We start from the raw sequence: 14,535 nt of genomic DNA, 5'->3' as shown, positions 1-14,535 counted from the left end.
ACGAAACCAAATGCCTTCAAAGATCAGCTACACAAATGCCCGCCTCCTGCGGGCTTTTTGCGTTGCTGGACGTCAGAAACGATAGTCCTCCGAGTTGCGATCGATCTTCGCGCGGCGACTAGATAGTTGCTAAAGAGATGATATTCTAATATACCTAGGTCAGGCGCGTCTTATATTTCCATGAAAGCAAGCAACGTCCGTCCATTCGGCGGCGCCTATTATCCTATTCAGAGGGCATTCCCATTTCATAAAGTAGATCAGAGATTTATAGGGGGGAATCATGCGAAAATGGCGATCTTCTCTACCGACCTCTCCGTATCGGAGGCGTCGTCTTCTATCGGTAATCTCCGGGTTGTCCGCGTTCTGCGCGGTGGTGTTCTTCGCCGGGATTGCTTCAGCGCAAGCGCCGACCGAAGAGCAGCGCGATGCCATCAGGGCAGAGTGCCGCTCCGATTTCATCGCAAAATGCTCCGGGGTGACACCGGGAGGCATCGAGGCACTCACCTGTCTGCAGCAGCATAGCGCGACGCTTTCGGCGGGTTGCCGGAAAGCAGTTTCGGCGGTGAACGTCAAACCTAAATCGACATCCGCGGAGCCAACGCCGGCTGCACCTGCAAATACAGCAGTGACCGCCCCGGCGCCTGCGACCGGCATGCCGGCGGCTCAACCGACGCAGGCGCAGCGAAATGCGGTCAAATCGGCCTGCCAGCGCGATTTCATGGCGCAATGTTCCGGTGTCACGCCGGGAGGTGCAGCGGCGCTCAGCTGTCTGCAACAGCATAACGCCGCTCTATCGACGCCATGTCAGCAAGCGGTTGCAGCATTGGGGGGATCGGCGGCGCCGACGGCCGGCGATGCGGCTGCCACCGGTGCGATTACGCCGGCCCCTCGGGCAATGATGCCGGCCTTCTCCCCACGTGAGGAAGTGATGATCCTGCGGGAAACCTGCGGAGCGGACTTCCAGGCCTTGTGCCGCATGGTGCCTTTAGGCGGAGGCCGGGGCATTGCCTGCCTGCGCGACAATCTGCAACGCGTGTCACCGGCCTGCCATCGCGTGTTGACCTCGGGGTTGTAGTGTCCGTTTGAAATTTGCACTCTGAAAGAGTTCATCGCGCGCCAGCGAAAAATTCGGTGCGCGATCCTGCAAAGGCCGGCTGACGGCCGTTTTTCCGCATGCATGCATTGCATCTCTCACATTTCATGTCCGGCTGCGGCAGGTCCGGCAGCCGCCATCTGCAATTCGATGAAATCAATGACGACACCAACGAAAGGCATTGCCATGTCATCGACTTTCTCTTTGCCGCGATTGAAGCGGATCCTCCTCTATACTTCGCTTGCCGCCAGCCTCGCGCCGGCGGGCAACGCATGGGCGGATGATGCGAAAGCCCTGCTCAAGACGATGTCCGATTTTCTGACGGCGCAGAAGACGATATCCTTCACCTACCAATCGTCGCTCGAAGCGGTAACGCCTGCCTTCGAGAAACTCCAGTTCGTAAGCTCGGGCACGGCCAACCTGACGCGTCCCGACAAGTTGCGCGTCACCAGGACCGGCGGCTTTGCCGACCTCGACGTCAGTTTCGACGGTTCGTCGCTGACGGTGCATGGCAAGAATCTCGATGCATATGCCAAGATCGATGGCAAAGGTTCGCTCGATGAGTTGATCGACAGGCTGATGACCGCCGGCGTCGAGGCTCCCGGCGCCGATCTGCTGTCCACCAACGTCTACGACACGCTGATGTCCGATGTGACCGAGGGCAAGCATATTTCCAGCGCTTTCGTGGACGGGGTCGAATGCGAATATCTGGCCTTCCGGACAGCCGAGATCGACTGGCAGATCTGGATACAGAGCGGCCCGCAACCGATACCCCGCCGTTATGTCATCACCAGCAAACATGTCGTCCAGGCGCCGCAATACACGCTCGAAATCAGCGATTTCCAAAGTGGAGCGGATGTCGCGGCCGTTTCCTACACAATCGAGGTTCCAGCCAGCGCAAAAACGGTCGATCTCAGTGAGCTGCAATCGCTTGATGAGTTGCCTGAGGCTGCCGATGTAGGAGAGGTAAAATGACCTATAGGAAGCTGTTTTTCGCCCTCGGCCTGGCCGGTGTTCTGACATTCACCGGCTTTCACATCGAGGGGCAGGGGTCCATGCCGGTGCCGATCGGCTTCGCCACGCCGGCGGGCGCCGTCATCGGCAGGCCGCTGACGCCGCTCTCTTATGCGGGCGTGGCCCGCCGGACGACGCGGCGGGTCGTCACACGCACGACGACGACCATTGCCGTGCTTCCGGCGGGCTGCCGCTATGGTCCTTATTACGGCGGCTATTATTACCGATGCGGCGGGTATTATTACGCCAAGAGCGGCAACGTCTATGTGCAGGTGATCGTCCAATAATGCTGCGATCGCCTTACCGGACGTTCGATATCTCCGCCTCCGCCACGCTCGCGGCCGTGTTTGCGGTCGCGCCGCGCCGCTTCCAGTATTCCTCGAGGCGCTGCAGCAGCACGTAGAAGGAGGGAACGAAGAGAATGGCGAGGCAGGTCGAGGCGATCATGCCGCTAAAGACCGATATGCCGATCGACTTACGGGCCGATGCGCCGGCGCCCGTCGCCAGCACCAGCGGCAGGACCCCGAGGATAAAGGCGAAGGACGTCATCAGAATCGGCCGGAAACGCAGCCGGGCCGCCTCGACCGCCGCCTCCAGGATTTCCAGGCCTTCCGCCCGTTTTTCCCGCGCATATTCGACGATGAGGATGGCATTCTTGGCTGCCAGCGCAATCAGCAGGATGAGGCCGATCTGCGTGTAGAGATTGTTGGCGACGCCGGCTGCCGTGAGTGCCGCCACCGTGCCGAGCAAAGCAAGCGGCACGGCTGATATGACCGCCAGCGGCAGGATCCAGCTTTCATATTGGCCGGCAAGCACGAAATAAACGAGGAGCATGGCGAGTGCGAAGATGAAATAGATCTGCCCGCCCACCGCCTTTTCCTGATAGGAGAGCGCCGTCCATTCGAAGCCCGTCCCTGTCGGCAGCGTCTGATCGGCGATCTGCTCCATGACCGCAAGCGACTGACCGGAGCTGAAACCGGCGGCCGGTCCACCGACGATGGTGGCGGTGGGATAGAGATTGTAGAGGCTGATCAGCGAGGGGCCTTGCGTCGCGGTGACATCGACGACGGTGCCGAGCGGCACCATCGTCCCGTCGCCCGCCTTGACCTTCAGATTGCGGATGTCGTCAGGGCTGACACGGAAATCGGAAGCGGCTTGTGCATAGACCTGGAAGGTGCGGCCGAATTTGTTGAACTGGGTCACATAGCTCGATCCGACATAGCCGGAGAGTGCGGAGAAGACCTGCCCCACGGTAATTCCCAGCGTCTCCGCCTTGATGCGATCGACGGATACCGCAAGCTGCGGCACGTTCGAGCGAAACGGCGTGCTCAGCCTCTGCAGCGATGATTGGGCATTGCCGTTCTTGACGATTGTATCGGCAAGCGATTGCAGTAGCGGATAGTCGGATACGCCGTTGCGGAGCTCCACCTGCATGGTAAAGCCGTTGGCATTGCCGACGCCCTGGATCGGAGGCGGAACGGCCACCAGCGTTTTGGCGGTCAGCACATGCTGCAGCGCGTCGTTCAAATGCTGATAGATCGACAGCAGGTCCTGTCCTTTCTCCTTGCCGCGTTCGTCCCAATCCTTGAGAACGACATAGGCGACGCCGGCATTCTGCAGGCTGGCATTGTTGTCGAGAACGGAGAGGCCGCTGATGGTCAGCACCTGATCGACTCCAGGGGTGGCCTCGGCGATCTTGCCGACCTCTTCCATAACCGCATCGGTCCGCTCCTTCGAGGCGCCGTCGGGCAATTGCGTACTGATCAGCACATAACCCTGATCCTCGATGGGCAGGAAAGCGGTCGGCAGGCGGGCGAGGCCCCAGACGGCGACCGCGATCAGCACAAGTGCTGCGATGGCCATGATGCCGGCGTGACGGGTCATCGATCCGATCAACCCGGCATAGCCGCGTTCGCCTTTGTCGTAGACCCTGTTGAAGCCGCGATAGAGGATGTTGCGTTTCTCGGGCGGCGCCGGCGGGCGCAGCCAAAGGGCGCATTGCGTCGGTTTGAGGGTGACCGCATTGACCGCGCTGATCAGCGCTGTCGCGGCAATCACGAGGGCGAACTGCCGGTAGAGCTGCCCGGTCAGGCCGGGCAGGAAAGCGGCCGGAATGAAAACCGCCATCAGCACCAGCGTGATGCCGATGACCGGGCCGAGCAGTTCCTCCATCGCCTTCTCGGCGGCCTTTCGGCCGGACATGCCCGCCTCAATGTGCCGGGCCACACCTTCGACAATGACGATGGCATCGTCGACGACGATGCCGATGGCGAGAACGATGGCAAAGAGCGTCGACAGGTTGACGGTGAAACCCAATGCCGCCATGGCCGCGAAGGCGCCGATGATGGTGACCGGAACGGTGGTCGCCGGCACCAGCATTGCCCGCCAATCCTGCAGGAAGACGAGAATGACGATGAGAACGAGAATGCCGGCCTCGATCAAGGTGACGTAAACCTCGTCGATGGAGGCCCTGACGAATTTCGTTGTGTCGAACGGCACGTGATATTCGAGGCCCGGCGGGAAGCTCTTCGAGAGTTCTTCCATTTTCGCGTTGACCGCCTGCGCCACCGCGATGGCATTGGCTTCCGGCAATTGAAAAATACCGATGCCGGCCGCCGGCCGGCCGTTCTGCATGAAGGACTGGCTGTAGGTCTGGGCGCCGAGTTCGACGCGGCCGATATCGCGGACGCGCGTGATGCGGCCGCCCTGTCCGCTCTCGACCTTGACGACGATGTTCTCGTAGTCGGCGGCGTCGTTCAGCCGGCCATTGACGTTCAGCGTGTATTGGAAGACCTGCCCTTTCGGCACCGGCGGAATGCCGATCTGGCCGGCGGTGACTTCCTGGCTCTGCTGCTGCACGACATTGACGACGTCCTGCGGCGTCAGGCCGCGTGCCTGCAGCAGGTTCGGATCCATCCAGATCCGCATGGCATATTGGCCGGCGCCGAACACGGTGACATTGCCGACGCCCGGCAGGCGGGCGAGTTCGTTCTGCAGGTTGATGACGGCGTAGTTCGACAGGAACAGGCTGTCATAGCGGCTGTCGGGCGAGGTCAGACTGACGAAGCCCAGGATCGCCGTCGATTTCTTCTGCGTCGTCACGCCCTGAAGCTGCACCGCTTCGGGAAGCGACGACATTGCGATGGCGACGCGGTTTTGCACCAGAACCTGCGCCTGGTCGGGATCCGTTCCGATGGCAAAGGTGACGATCAGCGAATAGGTGCCGTCGCTGGCGCTGGTCGACTGCATGTAGAGCATGTCCTGCACGCCGTTGACCTGCTGCTCGATCGGCAGCGCCACGGTGTCGACGAGGGTCTGGGCGCTGGCGCCGGGAAAACGCGTCGTCACCTGCACCGTCGGCGGGACGACATTCGGATATTGCGCCACAGGCAGCTGGAACAGGGCGGCCGCGCCGACGAGCACGAAGACCAATGCCAGGACGTTGGCGAGTACCGGTCGCTCGATGAAGAAACGCGAGATCATGCTGTTGTCCTCAGACGTTCAGATGAAGCATGGCGGCGAATTCATTGCGTGGTGGTCTTGGCCTTCGCATCGCCGGCGGCAGTTGCAGGCGGGTTCATTTCGATCTTCTCGGGGGTGACCTTGCTGCCGGGGATGGCCTGCTGGATACCTTGGGTCACCACCCAGTCAGCCGGATCGAGGCCGGACTGGATAACCCGAAGCGGACCTTCACGCTGGCCCGTCTTGATCTGCTTCTGCTCGACGACGTCGTCCTTGCCGAGAACCAGCACGTAGCTGCCGAGCTGGTTCGTTCCGATCGTATCGTCACGCACCAGCAGAGCCTTGTCGTTGTGGCCGACCGGCACCCGAACTCTGACGAAGAGGCCGGGCAACATGGCGTGATCCTTGTTGTCGAACAGGGCACGGACCTGAAGCGTGCCCGTGGAAGCGTCGAGCTGAGGTGATGCGTAGTCGAGATGCCCCTTGTGCGGGTAACCTTCTTCCGTCTGCAGCCCGATCTCTGCCGGTATGTTCGGAAGGTCCGTCTGCCTGAAAGTATGTCCTTGTTTTGCCATGGCTTCCTTGATCATCAGCACCTGCGTTTCGCTGACGTTGAAATAGGCATAAAGCGGATCGGTCTGGACGATGCTGGCGAGTTTGGTGGGGCCGGACACGCCGACCAGCGTGCCGAGATCGACGAGGTGATCGGTGACGATGCCGTCGAAGGGGGCGAGCACTTCGGTATAGCCGAGATTGATCGTCGCGAGTTCGACATTGGCCTGGGCGTTGAGGATGGCGGCATTCGCCTCGTCGAGGGTCGCCTTGGCGCTGTCGACAGCGGTCTGCGTGGTGACCTGTTGCTTCGACAGATTGAGCTGGCGGTCATACTCCTGTTTTGCGCCGACCTGGGAGGCCTGCTGCGAGGCGAGTGACGCCTTCGCCTGATCCAGTTGCGCCTGATACGTGTCGCGCTCGATGCCGAAAAGCTTGGTGCCCTTCCTCACCATCATGCCGTCCTGGTAGTCGATGGATTGGATATAGCCCTGGACGCGCGCCTCGATATCGACGGCATTGAGCGGTGCCGTATTGCCGGTGAGCTCGAAATAGAGCGTCACCGCTTGCTGGACCGGCTGCGCGACCCGAACTGCAGGCGGCGGTGGGGGGACATAGCTGTTGCCGCTCTCCCCGCAGCCGGCGAGAATGGCCATGCCGGCAAACGTCAAAAAAAGTCGCAGATCCTGATGCAATCTCCCACACATTGCCGCCGCCTCGACAGGTCAAGAGCCCACTGCATAATTCCTTCAATCGGAATCGATTGAAGGATAAATGATGCTGCAATTCAAAGTGCGACAGCGTCCCTTGCATATCTGAAAGACGCGCGGCGCTGTCCTCTTTATGCGTGCCTCGACGGCGGCCCCCAATCGGCCTGCCGAAGGTTTTAGGCATGCGATATTATGTCGCGGCATTGCTAAAAATTGCAAGAGCCCTTGGTGCACAATTGAACTGTGTCGAGGCCGGAAAAGCCGGAGCCGGGGCGTGTACCGCGGTTACGGTTTCCCGAGCCGTTCTATGGCGGACTGCAAGGGGGCGTCGGAAACACGGACCAGACCGATATACGGATTGGCCATATCCGAGACCAGGAAGACCGCGCCGGCGACGGAGAGCGCGCAAACAAAGAGAATTGACATCACCGTCGGATTGGGCGGCGCCTGCAATCCGAAAGTCGCAAAAAGCAGGGAGAGCCAACAGACGAGAACGGCGAGAAACGCCCAGGGCAGGCCCTCGCTGCCGGATTCGACCAGCAGCCAGTGGGTTTCCGCCACCATGCCGCTGACATCAAGAGCGCGCGTCTGGAGAGAGCGCTGGACGGCATCCTTAGGCGACAAGGATCGAAGGTCGCCCTGAACGGCCTCGATATCCTGATATTCTCCAAGCGCCTTGCCGGATGACGCGTCGGTGGTCTCGGCAGTCCAGCCGCGGCTCAGCCGTCTTTCGATGAGTTGGCGCAGAAGCCGGCGCGCATCGTCGGTTTCCGGGCCGTATTGCGCCATGACGCGATCCAGCAGGAGAACCCGCGCTGCCGCCGTTCTCATCTCTACCTCGGCATTGTCATAGGCCGATTTGGCGGATGCGATCAGCAGGCCGAGCGCCAAGGCGGACAGCGTCCCCACCACCGCAGTCGCCAGCCTGATGACGTCCTTGGATTCCGAGCTGAGATGGTGATCCGGCAAGCGGCCGCGCACCATCATTCCTATCGATGTTGCCGCCGAGAGAAAAACAAATACAAGCCCGCCAAGCAACAGTGAGCTCAAGTCCAGTCTCCGTATCGTCACGTCTATCCCGCGGTGCAATGCCTGCAAGCGGTGCAATATCTGTTGTCAGCATAGCGGAAGACAGCGGTGGCGCGGAACCCTTTACTTTCCCGGTCTTGCACGGCCTGATGTCATTGCTGGAAAATGAGCAGCACGTAAGCCAGGAAAAGCACCAGGTGGACGGCACCCTGCATCAGATGCGTGCGGCCGCTGGCAAAGGTGATGATGCTGACGGCAAGAGTGAGCAGCAGCATCACCAGATCCCCATGCTCCAAGCCGAGTGTCACCGGGTGTCCGTAGAGTTGACTGACAACAAGCATCGCCGGCACCGTCAGCCCGATCGTCGACAATACGGAACCGAGGAAGATGTTGACGGAGCGCTGAAGATTGTTGGCGATGGATGCGCGGACGGCGCTGATGGCCTCGGGTGTCGCGACAAGGACGGCCATGACAACACCGCCGAATGCGGTTGGCGCATGCAGGGTTTCGATGATGTAGTCGATCGGCCGCGCAAGCTGTTCGACCAGGAAGACGACGGGACCCATGTAGGCTAAAAGCAGAATGGCATGAGGCCAGACGGATCCACGGCGAGGGGCACGTTCGCTGCTAGGCTCGTGACGGTTGCTGTCGTCAGCGAAATAGTCCCGATGGCGACCGGCCTGAAGGAACAGAAACGTGGCGTAAAGGCCGACCGATATGACGCCCAGTATCAGTTGTCTTGCTGCCGACGGATGCTGTCCGTCCGGGCCTGCAAGAAATGTCGGCATCACCAGGCTCAGGGTCGCCAGCGGGACGATGACCCCGAGATAGGCGTTGGCGCCCTGCAAATTATGCTGTTGTTCCGGTCGCCGCCAGGCGCCCAGCAGCAAGGACAGGCCGACCATGCCGTTCAGGATGATCATGACGACCGCAAACAGCGTGTCGCGCGCGAGCGTGGGGTTGTTCTCGCCGTGAAGCATGACGGCTGAAATGGCCATCACCTCGATTGAGGTGATGGCAAGGGTCAGAATGAGCGTGCCGTAAGGCTCCTTCAGCCGCTCCGCCAAATGATCCGCGTGCCGCACCACCGACAGAGCGGAGCCGAGCACGACGGCAAACAGCCACACGAAAACGACAGTGAACCAAAGCGGATCGGAAAGCTGCCCGAAGAGCTGTTCCTGGAAAGCAAGAAATGCCAGGCTCGTCGCGACGCTGACGCCCAGGAACCATTCCTCGCGCATCAGGCTGGTGGCGCCGATAGCGCGCAATGCCGGACCGTCCGTCATCGAAACCACCCGCCTTCTGGCAAATGCCGCCGCAATGCGATCATCACTGCCATTGTGTCCGCCCGCTGTCTCCTGCTCGCCACCTGACCAGGCGGAGATGAGGCTGCCTGAAGCCGAACCGAACCTCAAGTCAGATCGTATGTCACCGATTAAAACTTGCAGGTCTCTGTGGTTTCATCACCCACTGATCCCAACAAAGGAGCAGTCTCCGGCGGCCGATCAGCCACGCCTTCCTTCATTCGCGGCCCGTCGCCGGGATTGCCGCGCCGGTGACGACGGCTGCGGCCGGCGAAATCAGGAAGGCAATGAGGCGGGCGATCGATTGCGGCGATACCCAGCTGTCCGTTTTCGCATTGGGCATGGCGGCGCGATTCTCAGGCGTGTCGATCGTCCCGGGCAGGATGCAGTTGGCGGTGATGCGGTCGTCGCGGCATTCGGCAGCGATCGCCTCGGTCAGCCGGATGACGGCGGCTTTAGAGGCGGCGTAAGCGGCCTGCTTGGCACCGGCCTTCAGCCCGGGCGCGGCCGCGACATGAACGATGCGGCCGTAGCCTGATGCCTTCATGGTCGGGAGAACCGCGGCGCTGATCGTCAGCGCAGTGCGGGCGTTTGCGGTCATCATCGTGTCCCATTGGGCGGGGGCATCCGGGCCTACCGGTCCCATCTGGAAGCCGCCGACAGTGTTGACCAAGGCGGCAACGCCGCCGAAGCGCTTGACGGCCCGGGCGACGGCGGCAGCGCAGGAGGCATAATCGGTGAGATCTGTCCCTGCGATCGACAAAAACTCGGTGGAGGCAGGAAGATCACCGGCCAAGGCTTCCAGTTCCTGGCTCGAACGGTTCATGCAGACGAGTTTCGCGCCGGCGCTTGCAAGCTCGCGGACGACGGCGCTGCCGAGGTTGCCGCCTGCTCCCGTGACGATCACGGCTTTCTGCTCGTTCATGGTAATCAATCTCCTGACAGTGCCCGCGCTGGACAGTGCCGCGCATTGTTGATCCAGGCCGCGCGGCAGCGCAAGCCCCCGCCCAAGACAGGTCAGATGTTTGCGAAACGGCCCGCGGAGCGATCCGCGGGCCGTTCGTCTTTGATCGTCTGTCGGACCTGATTTCAGTGATATTTCGCCCGTTCGCGGTCGAGGATGACAGGCGCGTCGAGGCCTGAGATCGGACGGGTGACATCGGCCGGGATGTCGCCGGTGAGCTGCAGATCGAGATAACGGGCGCAGCAGACCCGCAGGAAGGACGTGAAGTTGCCGAGATCGTGGCCGGCATCGATCGATTCATGATGCAGCCGGGTGATCAGCTGGACGACATTCATGCCGTCGCGCCGGGCGATCTCCTCGAGCTTCGACCAGAAGAAATTCTCCAGCCTGACGCTGGTGACCATGCCGTCGATGCGCAGCGACCGGGTGGCACTTTCCCAAAGCCGCGCATCCGCCTTGATGAACAGTTCACACATATCGTCCTCCCCGGTGCGCCCTTCTCAGGCGGCGTTGGTTTCGAGCAGTGCCGCGGCATCGAGCACGGCCATGAACTGGCGCAGCCACGACGGATGCGCCGGCCAGGCAGGCGCCGTGACCAGATTGCCGTCCGAGACTGCATCGCTGATAGCGATGTCGGCATAAATGCCGCCGGCAAGTTCGACTTCCGGCCGGCAGGCCGGATAGGCCGAGCAGGTGCGGCCCTTCAGCACGCCGGCAGCGGCAAGCAGTTGCGCGCCGTGGCAGATGGCGGCAACGGGTTTTCCGGCGTCGAAGAAGTGCCGCACGGATTTGATGACGTCGGCATTGAGGCGAAGATATTCGGGTGCGCGGCCGCCGGGGATGACAAGGGCATCGTAATCTTCGGCGCGCACGCTGTCGAAGGTGGCATTCAGCGCAAAATTATGGCCGCGTTTTTCGGAATAGGTCTGGTCGCCTTCGAAGTCGTGAATGGCGGTGGCGACGGTGTCGCCTGCCTTCTTGCCGGGGCAGACGGCGTCGACCGTGTAGCCGCAGGCGAGCAGCGTCTGGAATGGCACCATCGTTTCGTAGTCTTCGGTGAAATCACCGGTGATCATCAGGATCTTTGAAGCTGGCATCGTTTCCTCCATTTGAAACCAACTGGCGGAGATTAGCAAAGAGCTGTTGCGAGCAGGTACTATGGGAATACTACAGGCGAAATTCCCACCCGGCGGGCGACAGCATCAGATCGCCCCGACCTTCACATCAGCCACAGCGCAAGCCTCGCCGCCGCCGAAGAGGCGGGACCGGGTCAGGAAGCGTTTCTCGCGGCCGTTGTCGAGCGAGAACATGCCGCCGCGGCCGGGCACGACGTCGATGATCAGCTGCGTATGCTTCCACGCTTCGAACTGGCTGGCGCTGATATAGACCGCTACGCCGCCGATTTCGCCGAGCCTGACGTCGCTGTCGCCGATCATGAATTCATTAGCCGGATAACACATGGGCGAGGAGCCGTCGCAGCAGCCACCGGATTGATGGAAGAGGATATCGGGATGATCCCGCTTGATTTCTGCGATCAAATCGAGGGCCGCGTCGGTTGCGAGAACACGCGGTTCGCCGTTGACGGTGGTTTCCATGGCTGCCTCCTCCGGCGAATAACCCCGAAAATCGGATCGATTTTCGGAAAGATTATACTCAAATTCAAAGCGTTAGAGCGTCCAACGGGATGCTTGGCGGTCTCAAGACAAGGCCTTCTCCCCGTGTCGGGGAGAAGGCTTTTCATCATACACCATTGGCTGCTCTTAGAAGAAGCCAAGCGCTTTCGGGCTGTAGCTCACCAGCATGTTCTTGGTCTGCTGGTAGTGGTCGAGCATCATCTTGTGGGTTTCACGACCGATGCCCGACTGCTTGTAGCCGCCGAAGGCGGCGTGGGCCGGGTAGGCGTGGTAGCAGTTTGTCCAAACGCGGCCGGCCTGGATCTCGCGGCCGAAGCGATAGCAGCGATTGGCGTCGCGGCTCCAGACACCGGCGCCGAGGCCGTAGAGTGTGTCGTTGGCGATTTCGAGCGCCTCTTTCTCGTTCTTGAAGGTCGTGACCGAAACCACCGGTCCGAAGATCTCCTCCTGGAACACACGCATCTTGTTGTGGCCCTTGAAGATCGTCGGTTTGACGTAGTAGCCGTTCGCCAGGTCGCCGCCGAGATCGTTGCGTGCGCCGCCGGTCAGAACCTCCGCACCTTCCTGCTTGCCGATATCGAGATAGGCGAGGATCTTTTCCAGCTGCTCCGACGAGGCCTGGGCGCCGATCATCGTCGCGCTGTCGAGCGGGTTGCCCTGCTTGATTGCCTCGACGCGTTTGACGGCCTTTTCCATGAAGCGGTCGTAGATCGATTCCTGGACGAGGGCGCGGCTCGGGCAGGTGCAGACTTCGCCCTGGTTCAATGCAAACATCGCAAAGCCTTCGAGCGCCTTGTCGAGGAAATCGTCGTCTTCGGCCATCACATCGGCGAAGAAGATGTTCGGCGACTTGCCGCCGAGTTCCAGCGTCACCGGAATGAGGTTCTGGCTGGCATATTGCATGATCAGCCGGCCGGTCGTCGTTTCGCCGGTGAAGGCGATCTTGGCGACGCGCGGGCTGGTCGCCAGCGGCTTGCCGGCTTCGAGGCCGAAACCGTTGACGATGTTGAGGACGCCTGGCGGCAGGAGATCGCCGACGAGTTCTGCCCAGAGCAGGATCGAGGCCGGGGTCTGCTCGGCGGGCTTCAGTACGACGCAATTGCCGGCAGCGAGCGCCGGCGCCAGCTTCCAGGTGGCCATCAGGATCGGGAAGTTCCACGGAATGATCTGGCCGACGACGCCGAGCGGCTCATGGAAGTGATAGGCGACGGTATCGTGGTCGATCTCGCCGATCGAACCTTCCTGGGCGCGGATGCAGGAGGCGAAGTAGCGGAAGTGGTCGATCGCCAGCGGAATGTCGGCGGCCATGGTTTCGCGGATCGGCTTGCCGTTGTCCCAGGTCTCGGCCTGGGCGAGCAATTCCAGCTTGTCTTCCATGCGCTGGGCAATCTTCATGAGGATGTTGGAGCGCTCGGCGGCGGAGGTGCGGCCCCATTTTTCCTTGGCCGCATGGGCGGCGTCGAGGGCAAGATTGATGTCCTTTTCGTCGGAGCGGGGAATGTCGCAGAGCTTGCCGCCGGTGACGGGTGTCAGGTTTTCGAAATATTTGCCCTCGACCGGCTCGCGCCATTCGCCGCCGATATAGTTGCCGTATTTCAGCTTGAATGGCGACTCGACGATTTTCTGATGAAGCATGTCATCCTCCCATGATGATCCAGGTTCCCAAACGAACCAGTGGGAGGAAAATGTGCGTGTTTTGTCGAAGGGAACAGGGTGAGGAATCAATACCGCAGCGCACACTGTCGCAGACCTGCGACAGGAGGGGCTCACGATTGCCACAGCAGCGGAACCTTCGGCCCGATCAGTGGAGATCGAGCTTTTTCATCTTCCGGTGCAGCGTGGCGCGGCTGATGCCGAGTGCTATCGCCGCCTGCGAAACATTGCCGCCGGCACGCGACAAAGCTCGCAGCAAGGCTGCCTTTTCCGCCTCGACGATCTCGTCTTCCTGGGAAACGCCGGCCTCATGCAGGGCATCGGCGGCCGGGATGCCGGCGGCGATGCGCCTGTCGTCGAGCTGCAGTGCGATGCGGGCAGCGCGGGTGGCGCCGAGCACGAGGTCGTGCCGGTCGACGGCAAGCAGGGCGGCGGCGGAGTTGGCGCCGGCAGGGACCATCAGGAAACGGGCGCCTGTAAAGGCCGAGCGGAAGAGGTTGAGCTCAATGCGCATCGCCGCGTCGCGCACGGTCTGCGTCAGGATCGCCAGCGTCATCTCGTTGACATCGTCGCGGCAGGTGGAAATATCGAGAGCTGCGGCCAGCCGGCCACGATGATCGCGGATCGGCGCCGTCGTGCAGCTGAGGCTGGTGTTCGAGCAGAAGAAATGCTGATCGCGGAAAATGGCGACGGCACGCTCGTCGGCAAGTGCGGTGCCGATGCCGTTGGTGCCGATGCTGGCCTCGGTCCAGACCGAGCCGGTCCAGAGGCCGAGTTCGCGGAATTCCTTGTCGTCGCCGGCAGCCCCACGGCGCTCCAGCGCGATGCCGTTCTTGTCGGTCAGAAGCAGGCAGCAGCCGGCCCTGCCAACTGTCGTAAAGAGACGGTCGAGCTCTTCCGTCGCGCTGGCGATCAGCTGTTCGGACTGCTCGCGCGCGCTCTGGAATTCCTGCTCGGTCAGTCGCAGCGGCGCCCGTGCGTCCTCGGGCGCGAGCTGGTGCATGGTCATGCATCGCCGCCATGAGGCGACGACCGGAGAACTGGCTGCGGCGGAATCCCGCTGGGCAGACGTGTAGACGTGCTCGGCATGTGCTGAGTGTTCGTGCATCGGCTCCTCCCA

Annotated in this window: 13 protein-coding genes; 3 read left to right on the top strand and 10 right to left on the bottom strand. The window is 61.5% G+C overall.

Annotated elements, in window-relative coordinates:
- Window positions 1–280: 280 nt before the first annotated feature.
- The 3 genes from CO667_RS33185 to CO667_RS33175 all read left to right on the top strand — a co-directional run bounded on the left by CO667_RS33185 (window position 281) and on the right by CO667_RS33175 (window position 2,394).
- On the top strand, window positions 281–1,075 hold the full coding sequence (locus CO667_RS33185) for a hypothetical protein (protein ID WP_097622217.1): 795 nt from the start codon (window positions 281–283) through the stop codon (window positions 1,073–1,075).
- Between the two features lie 204 nt (window positions 1,076–1,279).
- Window positions 1,280–2,068: a DUF2092 domain-containing protein gene (locus CO667_RS33180; RefSeq protein ID WP_097622216.1), complete on the top strand. Its 789-nt coding sequence runs from the start codon at window positions 1,280–1,282 to the stop codon at window positions 2,066–2,068.
- A complete protein-coding gene (locus CO667_RS33175) occupies window positions 2,065–2,394 on the top strand; it encodes a hypothetical protein (protein WP_097622215.1) in 330 nt (109 codons plus the stop codon). Before CO667_RS33180 ends, CO667_RS33175 begins: the two co-directional genes overlap by 4 nt.
- Before the next feature lie 13 nt (window positions 2,395–2,407).
- Here CO667_RS33175 and CO667_RS33170 read toward each other — a convergent pair whose 3' ends face one another.
- The 10 genes from CO667_RS33170 to CO667_RS33125 form a co-directional block, all read right to left on the bottom strand.
- Window positions 2,408–5,590: a multidrug efflux RND transporter permease subunit gene (locus CO667_RS33170; RefSeq protein ID WP_097622214.1), complete on the bottom strand. Its 3,183-nt coding sequence runs from the start codon at window positions 5,588–5,590 to the stop codon at window positions 2,408–2,410.
- Window positions 5,591–5,631: 41 nt separating this feature from the next.
- Window positions 5,632–6,828 (bottom strand): efflux RND transporter periplasmic adaptor subunit, encoded by a 1,197-nt coding sequence (locus CO667_RS33165; RefSeq protein ID WP_097622213.1) that lies wholly within the window; start codon window positions 6,826–6,828, stop codon window positions 5,632–5,634.
- A gap of 288 nt (window positions 6,829–7,116) precedes the next feature.
- The gene (locus tag CO667_RS33160; RefSeq protein ID WP_179874268.1) at window positions 7,117–7,881 is read right to left on the bottom strand and encodes a DUF4239 domain-containing protein; all 765 of its coding nucleotides are present in this window, start codon (window positions 7,879–7,881) and stop codon (window positions 7,117–7,119) included.
- Between the two features lie 131 nt (window positions 7,882–8,012).
- Window positions 8,013–9,146 carry a calcium:proton antiporter gene (locus CO667_RS33155; RefSeq protein WP_097622212.1) on the bottom strand — a complete coding sequence of 378 codons (1,134 nt, stop codon included), beginning with the start codon at window positions 9,144–9,146 and terminating at the stop codon, window positions 8,013–8,015.
- A 235-nt stretch (window positions 9,147–9,381) separates the two neighbouring features.
- Complete coding sequence (locus CO667_RS33150; protein ID WP_097622211.1) at window positions 9,382–10,089, bottom strand: SDR family NAD(P)-dependent oxidoreductase; 708 nt, start codon at window positions 10,087–10,089, stop codon at window positions 9,382–9,384.
- A gap of 164 nt (window positions 10,090–10,253) precedes the next feature.
- Window positions 10,254–10,604 (bottom strand): ribbon-helix-helix domain-containing protein, encoded by a 351-nt coding sequence (locus CO667_RS33145; protein WP_097622210.1) that lies wholly within the window; start codon window positions 10,602–10,604, stop codon window positions 10,254–10,256.
- Between the two features lie 24 nt (window positions 10,605–10,628).
- On the bottom strand, window positions 10,629–11,225 hold the full coding sequence (locus CO667_RS33140) for a DJ-1/PfpI family protein (protein ID WP_097622209.1): 597 nt from the start codon (window positions 11,223–11,225) through the stop codon (window positions 10,629–10,631).
- A 105-nt stretch (window positions 11,226–11,330) separates the two neighbouring features.
- Window positions 11,331–11,723: a DUF779 domain-containing protein gene (locus CO667_RS33135; RefSeq protein ID WP_097622208.1), complete on the bottom strand. Its 393-nt coding sequence runs from the start codon at window positions 11,721–11,723 to the stop codon at window positions 11,331–11,333.
- 165 nt (window positions 11,724–11,888) lie between these two features.
- The gene (gene adh / locus CO667_RS33130; RefSeq protein WP_097622207.1) at window positions 11,889–13,397 is read right to left on the bottom strand and encodes an aldehyde dehydrogenase; all 1,509 of its coding nucleotides are present in this window, start codon (window positions 13,395–13,397) and stop codon (window positions 11,889–11,891) included.
- A gap of 166 nt (window positions 13,398–13,563) precedes the next feature.
- Window positions 13,564–14,523, bottom strand: a complete 960-nt coding sequence (locus CO667_RS33125; RefSeq protein ID WP_097622206.1) for a helix-turn-helix domain-containing protein — start codon at window positions 14,521–14,523, stop codon at window positions 13,564–13,566.
- Window positions 14,524–14,535 lie beyond the last annotated feature (12 nt).

The organism is Rhizobium sp. L43 (genome assembly GCF_002531725.1).
Lineage (GTDB): Bacteria > Pseudomonadota > Alphaproteobacteria > Rhizobiales > Rhizobiaceae > Rhizobium.
Note: the sequence above shows the minus strand (reverse complement) of the source record. Positions and strands in the feature narration are given on the sequence as shown.

What these genes read in the sequence shown, in the direction of transcription:
- CO667_RS33185 (WP_097622217.1), top strand. Translation starts at nt 281, where the DNA reads ATGCGAAAATGGCGATCTTCTCTACCGACCTCTCCGTATCGGAGGCGT.
- CO667_RS33180 (WP_097622216.1), top strand. Translation starts at nt 1,280, where the DNA reads ATGTCATCGACTTTCTCTTTGCCGCGATTGAAGCGGATCCTCCTCTAT.
- CO667_RS33175 (WP_097622215.1), top strand. Translation starts at nt 2,065, where the DNA reads ATGACCTATAGGAAGCTGTTTTTCGCCCTCGGCCTGGCCGGTGTTCTG.
- CO667_RS33170 (WP_097622214.1), bottom strand. Translation starts at nt 5,590, where the DNA reads ATGATCTCGCGTTTCTTCATCGAGCGACCGGTACTCGCCAACGTCCTG.
- CO667_RS33165 (WP_097622213.1), bottom strand. Translation starts at nt 6,828, where the DNA reads ATGTGTGGGAGATTGCATCAGGATCTGCGACTTTTTTTGACGTTTGCC.
- CO667_RS33155 (WP_097622212.1), bottom strand. Translation starts at nt 9,146, where the DNA reads ATGACGGACGGTCCGGCATTGCGCGCTATCGGCGCCACCAGCCTGATG.
- CO667_RS33150 (WP_097622211.1), bottom strand. Translation starts at nt 10,089, where the DNA reads ATGAACGAGCAGAAAGCCGTGATCGTCACGGGAGCAGGCGGCAACCTC.
- CO667_RS33145 (WP_097622210.1), bottom strand. Translation starts at nt 10,604, where the DNA reads ATGTGTGAACTGTTCATCAAGGCGGATGCGCGGCTTTGGGAAAGTGCC.
- CO667_RS33140 (WP_097622209.1), bottom strand. Translation starts at nt 11,225, where the DNA reads ATGCCAGCTTCAAAGATCCTGATGATCACCGGTGATTTCACCGAAGAC.
- CO667_RS33135 (WP_097622208.1), bottom strand. Translation starts at nt 11,723, where the DNA reads ATGGAAACCACCGTCAACGGCGAACCGCGTGTTCTCGCAACCGACGCG.
- adh (WP_097622207.1), bottom strand. Translation starts at nt 13,397, where the DNA reads ATGCTTCATCAGAAAATCGTCGAGTCGCCATTCAAGCTGAAATACGGC.
- CO667_RS33125 (WP_097622206.1), bottom strand. Translation starts at nt 14,523, where the DNA reads ATGCACGAACACTCAGCACATGCCGAGCACGTCTACACGTCTGCCCAG.